Annotated in this window: 15 protein-coding genes; 7 read left to right on the top strand and 8 right to left on the bottom strand. The window is 70.0% G+C overall.

The genetic code is table 11. The features are described from left to right. Positions 1-101: 101 nt before the first annotated feature. From Pth03_RS01500 to Pth03_RS01490, 3 genes are read right to left on the bottom strand one after another with little or no spacing between them, the layout of a single operon-like run. Positions 102-281 (bottom strand): hypothetical protein, encoded by a 180-nt coding sequence (locus tag Pth03_RS01500; RefSeq protein WP_203942238.1) that lies wholly within the window; start codon positions 279-281, stop codon positions 102-104. Positions 282-297: 16 nt separating this feature from the next. Next, on the bottom strand, positions 298-1104 hold the full coding sequence (locus Pth03_RS01495; RefSeq protein WP_203942237.1) for a phytanoyl-CoA dioxygenase family protein: 807 nt from the start codon (positions 1102-1104) through the stop codon (positions 298-300). A gap of 32 nt (positions 1105-1136) precedes the next feature. Then, positions 1137-1814, bottom strand: coding sequence for a TetR/AcrR family transcriptional regulator (locus Pth03_RS01490; RefSeq protein WP_203942236.1), 678 nt, complete (start codon positions 1812-1814; stop codon positions 1137-1139). Positions 1815-1930: 116 nt separating this feature from the next. On the opposite strand from Pth03_RS01490, the gene Pth03_RS01485 reads away from it, so the two are divergent. Further along, positions 1931-3346, top strand: a complete 1416-nt coding sequence (locus Pth03_RS01485) for an aldehyde dehydrogenase family protein (RefSeq protein WP_203942235.1) — start codon at positions 1931-1933, stop codon at positions 3344-3346. A 151-nt stretch (positions 3347-3497) separates the two neighbouring features. Further along, a complete protein-coding gene (locus Pth03_RS01480; protein ID WP_203942234.1) occupies positions 3498-5444 on the top strand; it encodes a hypothetical protein in 1947 nt (648 codons plus the stop codon). Here Pth03_RS01480 and Pth03_RS01475 read toward each other — a convergent pair. Next, positions 5431-6447, bottom strand: a complete 1017-nt coding sequence (locus Pth03_RS01475; protein ID WP_203942233.1) for a radical SAM protein — start codon at positions 6445-6447, stop codon at positions 5431-5433. The genes Pth03_RS01480 and Pth03_RS01475 overlap by 14 nt on opposite strands. 164 nt (positions 6448-6611) lie before the next feature. Here Pth03_RS01475 and Pth03_RS01470 point away from each other — a divergent pair, with 164 nt between their 5' ends. From Pth03_RS01470 to Pth03_RS01450, 5 genes are all read left to right on the top strand, one after another. After that, positions 6612-6935: a DMT family transporter gene (locus Pth03_RS01470; protein WP_203942232.1), complete on the top strand. Its 324-nt coding sequence runs from the start codon at positions 6612-6614 to the stop codon at positions 6933-6935. Positions 6936-6984: 49 nt separating this feature from the next. Then, positions 6985-7653 carry a TetR/AcrR family transcriptional regulator gene (locus tag Pth03_RS01465; RefSeq protein ID WP_203942231.1) on the top strand — a complete coding sequence of 223 codons (669 nt, stop codon included), beginning with the start codon at positions 6985-6987 and terminating at the stop codon, positions 7651-7653. A 16-nt stretch (positions 7654-7669) separates the two neighbouring features. Beyond that, positions 7670-8005: a DUF952 domain-containing protein gene (locus Pth03_RS01460; RefSeq protein WP_203942230.1), complete on the top strand. Its 336-nt coding sequence runs from the start codon at positions 7670-7672 to the stop codon at positions 8003-8005. Between the two features lie 402 nt (positions 8006-8407). After that, on the top strand, positions 8408-9355 hold the full coding sequence (locus Pth03_RS01455; protein ID WP_239118679.1) for a GNAT family N-acetyltransferase: 948 nt from the start codon (positions 8408-8410) through the stop codon (positions 9353-9355). A gap of 57 nt (positions 9356-9412) precedes the next feature. Continuing rightward, positions 9413-9820, top strand: coding sequence for a VOC family protein (locus Pth03_RS01450; protein WP_203942229.1), 408 nt, complete (start codon positions 9413-9415; stop codon positions 9818-9820). 12 nt (positions 9821-9832) lie between these two features. On the opposite strand, the gene Pth03_RS01445 is transcribed toward Pth03_RS01450, so the two are convergent. From Pth03_RS01445 to Pth03_RS01430, 4 genes are read right to left on the bottom strand one after another with little or no spacing between them, the layout of a single operon-like run. Further along, positions 9833-10588: a helix-turn-helix domain-containing protein gene (locus Pth03_RS01445; RefSeq protein ID WP_203942228.1), complete on the bottom strand. Its 756-nt coding sequence runs from the start codon at positions 10586-10588 to the stop codon at positions 9833-9835. Between the two features lie 28 nt (positions 10589-10616). After that, positions 10617-11423, bottom strand: coding sequence for an ABC transporter permease (locus Pth03_RS01440; protein WP_203942227.1), 807 nt, complete (start codon positions 11421-11423; stop codon positions 10617-10619). Next, positions 11423-12202 carry an ABC transporter permease gene (locus tag Pth03_RS01435; protein ID WP_203942226.1) on the bottom strand — a complete coding sequence of 260 codons (780 nt, stop codon included), beginning with the start codon at positions 12200-12202 and terminating at the stop codon, positions 11423-11425. Before Pth03_RS01435 ends, Pth03_RS01440 begins: the two co-directional genes overlap by 1 nt. A 2-nt stretch (positions 12203-12204) precedes the next feature. Beyond that, entirely contained in the window at positions 12205-13140 is a 936-nt protein-coding gene (locus Pth03_RS01430) for an ABC transporter ATP-binding protein (RefSeq protein WP_203942225.1), read from the bottom strand. Positions 13141-13161: the final 21 nt, after the last annotated feature.

Here is a 13161-nt window from a genome sequence, read left to right as displayed (position 1 = left end):
CAATAACCTCGAGGGCCCTTCCGGAAGATTCTCCGGAAGGGCCCTCGACGTTTACCGGGTCATGCGCGCCTGGGGGGACTCCCGCGCCTTGCCGCCGCGCCCTACAGGACGCCGAAGCGGAAGAGCAGGAAGACGCCGACGATCTTCAGAACCATGATTCCCATGATGACGCAGAAGACGATCAGCGCCGGGCGATGCTCGAAGTGCTTGCCCTCCTTCAGCGGCGGCAGGTTGGCGACGCGCTCAGCAATGCGCTCCTCGATCGGCTTGCGATGGAACATGCCTAAAAGGCTACCGTTACCGGTCGGGGGTACCCTCGGCGGACGTCACATCGTCGCCGCCGGACAGGGCAAGCCGTACCGCCCGTGACAACGGGGTGGCCGAGCCGGCCCGCAGCGGCTCGCGCAAGATGATCGGCCCCTGCGACATGAAACGTGGCCGCGTGCCCCGGTGCGCCTGCGCGGCGTGCACGAGGAACGGGTGGCACAGGTAGACGTCGCCGGGCAGCCCCGTCGCCAGAACCTCACGACGGTGCGCACTCGCCGAATCGAGCACCGGACCCGACTCGAAGAACGGCAACCCCTTCTCCCCGTACGGCTCCAGCGCCCTGGCGGTGTCGAAATGCGAGCCGACCCGGATCCGGGTGGGGGCGTCGTCCGGTCCCACCTCGGAGAACACCATCAAGATGAGCAGGTTGTGCGGCCTGGCGGTGACGATCCCCCATGCCCCTTCCGGGCCGGGATCGTTCTGGTCGATGTGCCAGCCGGTGTCGCCCGCGTCCGTGGGGAACGGGAAACGGATCGGGAGCATGCCGACGGTCCCGCGCGGGAACCAGGTGCCCTCGCCCGCGATCGCGTTGAGCGCGGCGGCGATGCGCGGGCTGCGGATCGCCTCGCCGAGCGCCCCCGACCCGTCCTCGTCCATCACCCATCTCACCGGTTCCGTCCACTCCGACGGCCGGTCGGGCGACAGCCCCATCCGTTCCCAGAGCTGGGCCTGCGCGCGCTCGCCGACCTCGCGGGGGAACGCCTCCTCGATCTTGAGGAATCCGTCCTCGATGAAGGCGTCCACGTCATGTCCGTTCGCGTCCTGGCCCACTCGCATGCGGGCAGACTAGACGAGACCGCACGCCTGTTTCACCGGGTTTTCCCCGCCCCGCCGTCGCCGTCCGTCACCGTGACTCCGACCGCGACGGCCTGGAGCAGGCGCGTGAGGCGCGGCTCGAAGTCGAGGGCGACGTGTCCCCAACGAGGGTGCTGGGCGTAGAGCTCGGCGAGGCTGGGCGTGGGGTGGGAGACCTGCCACAACTGCGCGGTCAGCCCGAGCGCCGCAGCGATCACGTCCTGGACCTGGGTGGTGGTGAGGGTGTCGGAGGAGGAGGTGAGGGCCTCCACGATGCCGTCGTAGGCCGCGAAGGAGTTGGTCTTGTAGCGGCGGGCCCGCTCGATGCCGACCTCGCCTTCGAGGCTGAGCGGCACGTGGGTGAGCAGGTCGCAGAAGAGGGGCTGGGCGACGAGGGTGGCGGCCACGACGGTGGCGGACTCGACGGGGGTCAGCCCGCGGGCGCCGGCGAGGCGCGCGGTGAGGATGTCGCGCCACTGGTTCCACCCGCGTTCGGCCAGTTCCAGCAGCAACTCCTCTTTGCTGTCGAAGTAGCGCCGCACGGCCGACGGATGCAGGCCGGCGGCTTCCGTGACGGCCGCGAGGGTCACGTGCCGTACTCCGCCGAGGTCGGCGGCCAGGGTGCGGGCGGCGTCGAGCAGGTCTTCCGCACGGCGGAGTTTGGCCTCCGGGGAGCGGGCGCGACTGTGCATGCCCCCAACTTTAACGCATGTGGGATGCGTTAGCTCGCCGGATCGTGCTAGCGTGTTAACGCAATCGGATTGCTTTAAGTGATCTGGTGTGGTCCCGACACCTAAGGAAGAGCACGGTGAAGACACTCAATCGCCACTACGTCGACGGCCGCGTGGTGGCCGCCCATGGCACCGACACCTATCCCGTGACCAGCGCGATCACGGGTGAGCAGATCGCCGAGGGGGTGCTCGGTGACGCCGTCGACGCGAACGCGGCCGTCGAGGCCGCCAGGCGGGCGCTGCCGGCATGGTCGGCTACCACTCTCGACCAGCGCCGCGACTACCTGGGCAGGCTCGCGGACTCGTTCGCGGCGCGCCGGGAGGACATGATCTCCGCACTCGTGGAGGAGTTCGGCACCACCACTGCGACGGCGACGTTCATCGTCGACGAGTCCCCGCAGTGGTTCCTCGACGCGCAGCGCCTGCTGGTGGAGGACACGTTCGTACGGCAGGCCGGACGGGCCACCGTCCACCGCGTACCGGCGGGCGTGGCGGCCCTCATCACCCCCTGGAACGGAGCGAGCTGGTCCATCGCCATGAAGGCCAGCGTGGCGCTCGCCGCCGGCTGCACCGTGGTGATCAAGCCCAGCGAGCGGGGCATCTGGCAGGCACAGCCGGTCCTGGACGCGATCGCGGCCGCCGGACTGCCCGCCGGCGTGATCAACGTCGTCTTCGGCAAGGGGGACCCGGTCGGAGGCATCCTCACCACCCATCCGGACGTCGCGAAGGTGTCGATCACCGGCTCCACCGCCACCGGCAAGATCGTCGCCCGCAACGCCGTCGACACCCTGAAGCGGGTCACCCTCGAACTCGGCGGCAAGTCGCCGACGGTCATTCTGGACGATGCCGACCCGGCCCAGGCCGTTCCCTTCGCAGTGCAGGCCGGCCTCTTCAACAACGGGCAGGCCTGCGTGGCCGGCACGCGCATCCTGATCCCGCGCAGCCGGGAGGAGGAGTTCAAGCAGGCTCTGTCCGAGGCGGTCGCGGCGCTCAAGGTCGGAGACCCGCGCGAGGCCGACACCGTGATCGGTCCGCTCCTGGACCGCGACCAGTACGACCGGGTGCAGTCCTACATCCAGTCGGGTATCGAGGAGGGCGCCGAAGTGCTTGCGGGCGGCCTCGGCCACCCGGAGGGCCTGGAGAAGGGCAACTATGTCAGGCCCACGCTGTTCGCCGGCACCAACGACCAGACGGTGGCCCGGGAGGAGATCTTCGGCCCGGTCCTGTCAGTGATCACCTATGACGGGGAGGACGAGGCGGTCGCCATCGCCAACGACACCCCGTACGGTCTGACCGCCTACGTCGCCACCGGCGATGCCGCGCGAGGGCAGCGGGTCGCGCGGCGCCTGCAGGCCGGACGCGTGATGGTCAACGGGATGGTCGGCTCGCGGGACGCGCCGTTCGGCGGGTTCAAGCAGTCCGGGATGGGGCGCGAGTTCGGCTCCTGGGGAATCAGCGCCTTCCTGGAGGAGCAGGCGGTCTTCACGGCCTGACCCGTGGTGGCCTGAGGCCGGCGGCTCCCCCTTTTCGGCCGAGAGTCGCGACCTCACCGAACCGGGGAGGGCCGCCGGCGAGGCGCCTGGGTCGTTTCGTTTCCCCGCCGGCCCGGCAGCTCTGTCAGGAAATGTCGGATAGCCTCCCGGCATGTTCGACGGTCTTGATCGCGTCCCGTGGCCCGACCTGCACTACGCCTACTCGGGCAGGGTGGACGTCCCCGCCCTGTTCCGCGCCCTGATGAGTCAGGACGACGCCCTCGGCGCCGCCGACGAGCTGTTGAACGAGCTCTACCACCAGGGGGGCTTCGTCGGGTCGGCCGCGGTGGCCGCGATGCCGTTTCTCGTGGAGGCCGCCGAATCGGCCCAGGTCGCCTGCCGCGCCGAGGTGTTGGAGATCGTCGGCAGGCTCGCGCGGACCGCGCGGAAGGTCGCGCCCCGCTGGATCGCCGAGGCATGGACGCAGACCGTGGCCCGGCTGCTCGTGCTGCTGGACGACGACGACCGCCACGTGCGGCGCGTGGCGAGCTCGGTGCTGGAGGAGGCGGTGGACCAGGCGGACGAGGTGGTCGACGCCCTGCGCGCGCGATGGGACGCCCAAGACGACCTCACCCGCCTGGACCAGATCCTCGTGATCGGCTCGCTCGCCCGATCCCTGACGGCCGCGACGCTCCCGGAGACCCTGATCTGGCTCCGCGACCTCACCCGCCGCCGGGACGAGCAGGTCGTATTCGCGGCCACCCTGGCCCTCGCGAAGGCCCTTCCCGGCAGGCCCGCCGAACTCGGGCCGATCGTCACGGGTCTGTCCGGAGACGTGACGGCCTGGGCCGGCAGTGAACATGCCGTCGGCACTCCTGCGGGGATGGTCCAGTGGGCGGCCACGCGCCTGGGCGACGACTTCGACGCCCGGGAAGAGATCTGCGTCGCGATGCTCGCGCATCCCGATCCCGGCCGTCGTCGCGGCGCCGTCAAGGCCGCCGCCGATCTGCTCTCCGTCTCGCGGCGTCCCCGCCGGCTCCTGCCTGCCTTACGGGAACACTCCGCTGACTCCGACCTCGAGACCCGCACCCACGTCCTCCACCTTCTCGCCGCGCATGCCCGGCCCGGGGGAGGCGACGCGGACCTGTTCGCCGAGCACCTGCACGACCAGGACGTCGCCGACGTGGCCGTCTGGGGCCTGGCCTGGTCAGGCGACGAACGCTGCCTGCCGGAACTGACGGAACGGATCGGCGCGGGGCGGCCGGGATACTCCCTGTCGTCCGCGCACACCGGCAAGAGCGTGTACATGTATTCGCCGCCGTCGCTCCAGCAGGTCCTGGCGCCCTGCGCCAGCTGGGCGCCGGCGCTGCTGCCCGCGGTCCTCCAGCGGCTGCACCCGAACACGGACGCGGACCTGGGACGCACGCTCCTGCAGACCCTCAAAGCCTGGGGCCCCTCCGCGGCCCCGGCGGTTCCCCGGATCATCGAACTGCTCTACGGGCCGCTGCGGCACTGGGCGGCCGACACGCTCGGCGCGATCGGCCCGGACGCGGCGTCCGCGGGTCCGGCATTGCGGGCCCTGCTGGACGACCCGCAAGCAGGTCTCGACCATGCGTATGCCCGCCGATCGGCGGCCGTCGCCGTCCCATGGGCCTACTGGCGGGTGACCGGCGATCCCGAACCCGCCCTGCACACCTTGGGCTCTCAACTCGGCGGCGAATGGCACACGGCAACGCACCGCCTGGCCGACCTCGGCGGGCACGCCGTCGGCCATGTGCCGACCCTCCGGCTGCTCGCCCGATCCCACGAGACGTGGACGGCGGTGGAGGCGGCGCACGCCCTCATCCGGATCACCGGCGACGTCGATGAGGGCGTCCGCGTCCTCATGCGTCCCGTGCGGGATCTGCTCGACGGCACGGCGATGCCCGTCGTCCGGGCATGCGTGCGCTATCTCGCCGAACTCGACGACCTCCCGGCTGGGCATCTCGCGGCGATAGAGGCGGTTCTCGCCGTCGACCACCGCCTCAGCTGGGATGGCGGCTGGGCCGCCATCCACGACGACCAGGAACTCCGGGCCGTCCTCCAGACGATCGCGGACAAGTCTTCTAGACGAGGGTGAGCTGTTTGGTCGGCGTCCGGCGGCGGCGCCATCGCCGTGCGGCCTGGCCGATGCCGTACGCCTCGGCCAAGCCATGCACCTGGTCGGCGATCCGCTGCCGGTAGGCCGGGTCGGCCGTGGGGGCCTTGCCGTACAGGGCCTGGTAGCGGGGCACGAGCCCGGGATGCTCGCGTTCGAGCCAGCTCATGTACCACTCGCGGGCGCCGGAGGGCAGCCGCAACACGATCGGGGTGATGCTGACCGCGCCCGCGTCGGCGGCCCGGCGCACGGTGGCCTGCAGATGGTCGGCGGAGTCGGTGATCAGGGGGAGGATCGGCGCCATCAGCACGCCGCAGGGAATGCCCGCGTCGTTCAGGGTGGCGCAGATCTCCAGGCGGCGCTGCGGGCTGGCCGCGCCCGGCTCGACCGCCCGGCGGATGCGGTCGTCCACGAAGCCCACCGACACGGCCGCGGTGACCTGGGTGACCTTGGCCGCGTCGCGGAGCAGGTCGAGGTCGCGCAACACGAGCGGGCTCTTGGTCAGCACCGTGAACGGGTTGGCCGCGTCGGTGAACGCGCGCACGACCCGGGGCATCAGCTGGTAGGTCTCCTCGGCGGGCTGGTAGCAGTCGCCGGTCAGGCCCAGGGCGACCGTCTCGCCGTGCCAGCGCGGCGAAGAGAGTTCGCGGCGTAAGCGGTCGGCCAGATTGGTCTTGACGACGATGCGCGAGGCAAAGTCTTCTCCGGCATCCAGCCCGAGGTAGCGGTGGCCGCGCCGTGCCATGCAGTAGCGGCAGCCGGCCTCACAGCCGCGGTAGGGACTGGCCGCCCAGAGATAGGGCAGCTCGGCGGCCTCCGGCACCTGGTCGATCGCGACCCGGGCCGGAACCTCGTAGCAGGTGATGCCGTCGAACGTTCGTGTGACGGCCTGCCGTTCGACACGGGGCCGGGAGGGCCCTGCGTCGAGGAGCGACTGCTGGACCCCGGGAACGGTGGCGGGGCCGGGAGGGGCGTCGCGACGCATGGGGGACAGTAGAACACGCATTCGACGCTCATGCCAATCGCCGCGCCGCCGAACAATGCGCGTCCCCCACGGGTACGGCAGGCCGCCCTGCGGGAATCCCCCTGGTCCCGAAGGGTGAGCGCGATTAAACTGGTACACGCGTACCGGTTTTATGGAGGATTCCCATGGCGTGGTTACTGCTCGGTGCGGCGATCGTCTCAGAAGTCCTGGCCACCTCGGCACTCAAGCTGAGCGACGGGCTGAGCCACATCGGATGGACGATCGTGGTCGTCGCCGGATATGTGGCCTCGCTGCTCCTCCTCGCATGGGCCCTGAAACTGCAGATGCCGGTCGGCATCGCCTACGCGGTCTGGGCCGGGATCGGGACGGCGGCCATCGCCGTGATCGGCACGCTGTTCCTGCACGAGGGGATGAACCTCACCAAAGCCGCCGGTATCGTTTTGATCATCTGCGGTGTGGTCGTGCTGAACCTGGCAGGCGCCCATTGAAAGGCGACCGGCGGCCACGCCATCACGTCGTCTCATCGAAGGCCGTTCCTTGAACGAAGCGGACGCGGGCGATCGGGACACGCTGCACGACAGCGCGCGGGAGCGTCCCGGCGACCCGGCTGCGCCCCAACGCCGGCGCCGGACTCAAGGACGTCACACGCAGGAACGGGCTCTGCGCCGCCGGGAGGCGTTGCTGAACGCGGCCGCCGACCTGCTGGGGGAGGGCGGCTTCGCCGCCGCGACGCATCGGGCCGTGGCCCGCAGGGCGGGCATCCCGCCGGCCGCCACCACCTACTACTTCGCCAGCCGTGACGAACTGCTCGCGCAGGCGTTCGCCCTGCTGGTCCAGCGCGAACTCGCCGACATGCGCGCCTCGCTGCTGGAGGCCATGCGGGGGGAGTCGACCGAATACCTCGCCGAGCGGCTCGCCATGGCCTACGCGCTGGACCGGCCACGCCAGCTCGGGTTGTGGGAGCTGTATCTCCAGGCGGGCCGGGACCCCGCGCTGCAGGACATCGCACGGGCGTGGACCGACGGATGCGACGAGATCGTCAAGACGGTGCTCGAACGCGCCGGCTACGCGTGCGGGCACTCGGAGGTCCGGTTCGTCACCACCGTGCTGTCGGGGTTGTGGCTGGAGGACATCGTGGAGGCACGTCCGGAAGGCCGGGAGCGGGCCCGGGACGTGGTGGCCCGCGCGCTCAAGTCGATCAGCTGACCCGTAAGCTCGGCCCATGCTTTTTCACCTCGCACTGGCGTCCGACTGGGAACGCGCCGAGAAGGCGGGCGAGTACCGCATGTCCACCCTGGGGGTGACGCTGGAGGAGGAGGGCTTCATCCACGCCTCCGCCGACATGGACCAGGTCAACGGCGTCGCCGAGCGTTTCTACCGTGGGGTCGCCGAGCCGTTGGTGCTGCTGGCCGTCGACGAGAGCCTGCTGGGATGCCCGGTGAAGTTCGAGGTGCCCGAGGGCACGACCGAGGCCTTCCCCCACATCTACGGCCCCATCCCCACCACCGCCGTACTCACCGCCACCCCCTTCACCCCCACCCCCACCCCCTCGGCGTGATCATGCAGAAGTTCGCCGGCACCCCGCCTCACCTGCCCAAACCCGTTTTGTGATCATGCAGAAGTTCGCGGGCGCTGTATCCCACCTGCGAAAACCACGTTCGTGATCATGCAGTAGCTCGGCGACCACTACGCTCACCAGGGCAGATCCGGTTCGTGATCATGCACCCGTCCCGGCGCCACCCCGCAGGCGCCGGGACCTGCCGGCCGGAAATGCGTTTGCGCGCCATCACGACGCTCCGATAGACCTTGCACCCGAATGCCCCGCTCGCCCGAGCAGGCACCGACCGAACTGAGAGGAGGGATAAGCCCATGATCCCCACGATCACCGCGCTTGTGTCCTCCCGGGTCCTGGACCACGTCTGACCCCCTGGAGTCACGGGCGCCTTCCCCGGAGTGCGCCTTGACCTTGGAAACGAACAACCTGACCATGCGTCCGATCACCGGACGCGACGAACTCGACCTCTTCACCCGCTTTCCCTACGCCCTCAACTCGGAACTGGCCGACGACCTGGACGCCGGGCGACGCCGTACGGACTGGATGTGGGTGGCCCTCCACGGCAACCGCCTCTTGGGCAGGGCCGCCTGGTGGGGCCGGCCGGATTCCGCCGACCCGCTCTACCTGGACGTCTTCGACATCGACGACGACGCCGGTTCCGCCCGGATCGACATCGGCGCACAGCTGTTGCGTACGACGATGGCCGCGGCCCTGCCGCCGGGCGCGACGCCACCCGAGTACATCCGGTTCGTCCCCCCGGACTGGCGGGACGGCGAACAATCGCGGCGCGTGGTCGACGGGCGCATGGCCGCCCTCGAGCAGGTCGGCGCCCGGCTGTTCGTCGAACGGCTCCGCCTGGAATGGCGGGCCGGAACGCCGATCCCTCCGGCGAGCCGCCGTCTGGAGTTCCGCCCGGTCCACGACGACGAGGAGATCCTCGCCTTGATGACGTCGGCCATGGACGGGACGCTAGACGCGCACAGCCGCGACGACATGACCAGGATGCCGGCGCGGGAAGCAGCCGAACTGCACTTCCACGACGAACTCGCCGGTTATTCGAGCCCGCGCGAATGGTGGCGGATCGCGACCCTGCCCGGCGGTGAGCCGGTGGGCTTCGTCTTCCCCGCCCGCAACGACTACAACCCGATCATCGCCTACATCGGCGTGGTGCCGGCGCATCGCGGCAACGGCTACATCCACGACATCCTGGCCGAGGGAACGCGAATCCTCGCCGAACAGGATGTTCCCCGCATCCGGGCCGCCACCGACCTCGGCAACCAGCCGATGGCGAACGCGTTCGCCCGGGCCGGATACCTCACCTACGAACGGGCGATCACGATGACCTGGAGCTGAGCGCCGGCGTCTGATTCATTCAAGACGGTGCCGTGCTGGTCCCGTAGCGTGACCCGCATGGCACCTTCGTTCAATCTGGTCGGCCTCGTGGTGGCCGACATCGGCGCGTCACTGGCGTTCTACCGCCGCCTGGGGCTCGACCTTCCCGAGTCGGCCGACAACGAACCCCACGTCGAGACCACGTTGCCCGGCGGCCTGCGCCTCGCATGGGACACCGTCGAGATCATCCGCTCCTTCGACCCGGACTGGACACCGCCCACCGGCGGCTCCCGGGTCAGCCTGGCCTTCCTCTGCGACGACCCCGGCGAGGTCGACAACGTGTACGCCGATCTCGTCAAAGCCGGTTACGAGGGGCACCGGCCGCCGTGGGATGCGGTCTGGGGCCAGCGCTATGCGGTCGTGCTGGACCCGGACGGCAACACCGTCGACCTGTTCGCCCCGCTTTCCGCCGGGGAGGGATCCTGACGTACGGCCCGCCTAACGGATGAGCACGCCGAGCGGAACGCCGGTCAGCGACCTCACCTCACGCGCGAGGTGGGCCTGGTCGGCGTAGCCGGCCGTCGCCGCCACGGCCGCGAACGGGATGCCGGACCGGGCCAGATCGACGGCACGGTTCATCCGCAGGATCCTGCCCAGGGTCTTGGGCCCGTATCCGAACGCCGCCAGGCAGCGCCGGTGCAACTGCCGCTCGCTGAGGCCGGCCGTACGGGCGGCGGCTCCCGCCGAGGAGCCCTTCCGCAGCAGCGCGGCGACGCCTGTCATGACGGGATCGGGCTGCGTGAGCGCGAGGCGGTCCCGTGCGATGGCCTCCAGCACCGCGCCGAGGCCGGCGCCCGTCTCCCAGGCCGCCTCGAGTAGTCCGCCGGCCGGGCGGGCCTGCGCCGACGGCCACAGATCGGTGAGCGGCACCCGCAGGTCGCGAAGCTCGGCGGCGGGCACGCCCAGCACGGCCGGTCCGGTGCCGGGGGAGAACCGGATGCCGACGTAGCGCGCCCCGCCGTCGCCGGAGGTCACGTGCGTTTCGGTGTCGGGCCCGGCGACGAGCAGTTCGCCGTCGGCCCAGATGAGGTCCATGCATCCGTCCGGAAGCACCCGCTGGGGCGCTCCCGACGCCGGTGCGGTGCGCGCCCAGACGGCCGCGCCGGGAACGAGCGAGACCCGTTCCCGGTAGCGGCCGTCGTCAGCCAGCTCGGCGGGCGGCACTGCGGCCGGCACTGTGGCCGTTTCCGTCATGGCGCCTGGAGGCGCGCGGCACGACGCGTCACTCGCACAGCATCTTCTCCACACGCCGTGAGGCCAGCCAGAGCCCGCCCACGGTCATGACCACCAGGTAGGCGGCGTTCACCAGGAGCCCAGGCCCGACGATCCCGGTGCACAGCCCCCGCACGAGCTCGACCGCGTGATAAAGCGGCGTGAGCTGGATGAGGACCTCGACGCCGACCGGGTAGTTCTGCACGGGGGAGAACGTGCCGGAGAACAGGAACATCGCGAACTGGCCCGTGCCCATCAGGTCGAAGTCCTGCCAGCCGCGCATGAGCGTGCTCACCCACATGCCGACGGCCCCGAAGGCCAGCCCGACGAGCACGGTGGCCGGGAAGGCGGCCAGCGCCCCCGCCACGCTGCTCAGCCCCAGCGCGACCATGAAACCCAGGAAGATCGCGGTGTACACCGAGCCGCGCACCACGGCCCAGACGAGCTCTCCCAGGGCGATCTCGAAGGGCCGCACGGGGGTCGCGAGGACCGCCTCGAACGTCTTCATGTACTTGAGCTTGAAGAAGAAGTTGAAGGTGGTCTCGGCCAGCGCGCCCGACATGGCGGACACGGCGAGCATCGCGGGAGCCACGAACGCCGCGTACGACATGGTGTGCCCGTCGACGGTCAGGTCACCGACGAGGGCGCCGACCCCGACGCCGATGGACAGCAGGTACAGCAGCGGCTCGAAGAACCCGGATATCAGGACGACCCAGTAGGCCGGGCCCGACCGCAGCGCGCCCACGTTCCGGTTGATGACGGCGCCCACCCGGCTCGGCGACAGCGAGACCCGGGCGGCCACCAGTGTGGTCATCATCAGTCTTCCAGCCTCCGTTTGAACGCCCGCCGGGCCAGCACCAGGCCGACCACCGCCCACAACACGAGATATCCGACGTGTGCCGCGATCGGCCAGGTCGGTTCACGGCCCAGCGTTGCGGCCCGGCACAACTCCACCGCGTGCCAGACCGGCGACGCGTACGCCACGGCGCGGATCACGACGGGAAGCTGCTCAACGGGGAAGAACACGCCGGAGAACAACGTCGCGGGGATCACGACGAACCGGAACAGCAGCGCGAAATAGCTGTCGCTTTCGATGGACGCCGCGAACGCGGTGACGGGCGTGACGACCGAGGCGACCAGGAGCGCGCAGACGAGCGGAGTGACCAGCGCCCACGGGGAGTGCAATCCGCCGAAGAAGAGGACCACGACCAGGAACGCGACGACGGACACCTCCACCCGCAAGATCAGGGCGATCAGGTGCCCGTGGACGATGTCGGCCGGGCGGATCGGCGCGGCACGCATGGCGTGGTAGGCCCGCACCCACTTGAAGTCGCCCAGGACCGGATAGGTCGACTCCCCGATGCAGATCTGGAACGCCGTCGAGACCAGCACGCCGGGCACGATCCACGACAGGTAGTCGACCCCTTCGATGGATCCGACGTATCCGCCCACGCCGAGACCGATGCTGATCAGGAACAGGATCGGCAGGAGGAACGACGAGAAGACCGACGCGTGCCACAGCCGGCGGTAGAGGAGCACGTATCGCTCGACGACGGCGAGGACGGGGTGCAGGGGGCGCATCGTTTCTGCGGCCATCGTCAGTCCACCAGCGTCCGGCCGGTCAGCTGGAGGAACACGTCTTCCAGGGTCGAGCGGCGCACCAGCACGCTGGCCGGCGCCAGGCCCCGCCGATGCACCTCGGACACGGCGTCGTCGCCGTCGTCGGCGTACAGCAGGATGCGATCGGGCAGCGGGTCGATCCGCTCGCCGATTCCGTCGAGCTTGGCCGCGTAGTCGGCGTTGGCGTCGAGCCCGTCGGCGAATCGCAGTTCGACGACCTCCGCCGTCGAATACGTCTGGATCAGGGACCGCGGGGAACCCTCAGCGACGATCTTGCCGGCGTCCATGACCACCAGCCGGTCGCACAGCTGCTCGGCCTCGTCCATGTAGTGGGTGGTCAGCACCAGGGTCGTGCCGCGCTGCTTCAACCGGAACAGCCGCTCCCACACCAGGTGCCGTGCCTGCGGGTCGAGGCCCGTCGTCGGCTCGTCCAGCAGCACCAGATCGGGATCGTTGACCATCGCCCTGGCGATCGTCAGCCGTCGTTTCATGCCGCCGGACAGCGGCTCGACCTTGCCTTCGGCGCGATCGGCCAGTTGCACGAACTCCAGAAGCTCGTCGGCGCGCTTGCGCGACTCGGCCCTCGACAGGCCGAAATAGCGCGCATACGTCGTGAGGTTCTCCCGCACGTTCAAATCGGGGTCGAGATTGTCGAGCTGCGGGCAGACCCCCAGGCGAGCGCGGATCCTGGTGCCGTCACGCACCGGATCCATGCCGAGAATCCGCAGCTCCCCTTGGGTCGGCGTCGAAACGCACCCGATCATGCGCATTGTCGAGGACTTGCCGGCGCCGTTGGGACCCAGGAAGCCGAACGCCTCACCGGGGGCCACGTCGAGATCGATGCCGGCGACGGCCGTGAAATCGCCAAAGCGCTTGACCAGGCCACGAGCGTGAATTAACGGTTGGTCAGCCACGTGTTGACACTAACCAAAGGT

This window comes from Planotetraspora thailandica, from assembly GCF_016863335.1.
GTDB lineage: Bacteria > Actinomycetota > Actinomycetes > Streptosporangiales > Streptosporangiaceae > Planotetraspora > Planotetraspora thailandica.
The sequence above is the reverse complement of the archived record's forward strand: the minus strand, read 5'-3'. Positions and strand labels throughout refer to the sequence as shown.

What these genes read in the sequence shown, in the direction of transcription:
- Pth03_RS01475 (WP_203942233.1), bottom strand. Translation starts at nt 6,447, where the DNA reads ATGCGTCGCGACGCCCCTCCCGGCCCCGCCACCGTTCCCGGGGTCCAG.
- Pth03_RS01460 (WP_203942230.1), top strand. Translation starts at nt 7,670, where the DNA reads ATGCTTTTTCACCTCGCACTGGCGTCCGACTGGGAACGCGCCGAGAAG.
- Pth03_RS01440 (WP_203942227.1), bottom strand. Translation starts at nt 11,423, where the DNA reads ATGATGACCACACTGGTGGCCGCCCGGGTCTCGCTGTCGCCGAGCCGG.
- Pth03_RS01480 (WP_203942234.1), top strand. Translation starts at nt 3,498, where the DNA reads ATGTTCGACGGTCTTGATCGCGTCCCGTGGCCCGACCTGCACTACGCC.
- Pth03_RS01500 (WP_203942238.1), bottom strand. Translation starts at nt 281, where the DNA reads ATGTTCCATCGCAAGCCGATCGAGGAGCGCATTGCTGAGCGCGTCGCC.
- Pth03_RS01490 (WP_203942236.1), bottom strand. Translation starts at nt 1,814, where the DNA reads ATGCACAGTCGCGCCCGCTCCCCGGAGGCCAAACTCCGCCGTGCGGAA.
- Pth03_RS01445 (WP_203942228.1), bottom strand. Translation starts at nt 10,588, where the DNA reads ATGACGGAAACGGCCACAGTGCCGGCCGCAGTGCCGCCCGCCGAGCTG.
- Pth03_RS01435 (WP_203942226.1), bottom strand. Translation starts at nt 12,202, where the DNA reads ATGGCCGCAGAAACGATGCGCCCCCTGCACCCCGTCCTCGCCGTCGTC.
- Pth03_RS01450 (WP_203942229.1), top strand. Translation starts at nt 9,413, where the DNA reads ATGGCACCTTCGTTCAATCTGGTCGGCCTCGTGGTGGCCGACATCGGC.
- Pth03_RS01495 (WP_203942237.1), bottom strand. Translation starts at nt 1,104, where the DNA reads ATGCGAGTGGGCCAGGACGCGAACGGACATGACGTGGACGCCTTCATC.
- Pth03_RS01470 (WP_203942232.1), top strand. Translation starts at nt 6,612, where the DNA reads ATGGCGTGGTTACTGCTCGGTGCGGCGATCGTCTCAGAAGTCCTGGCC.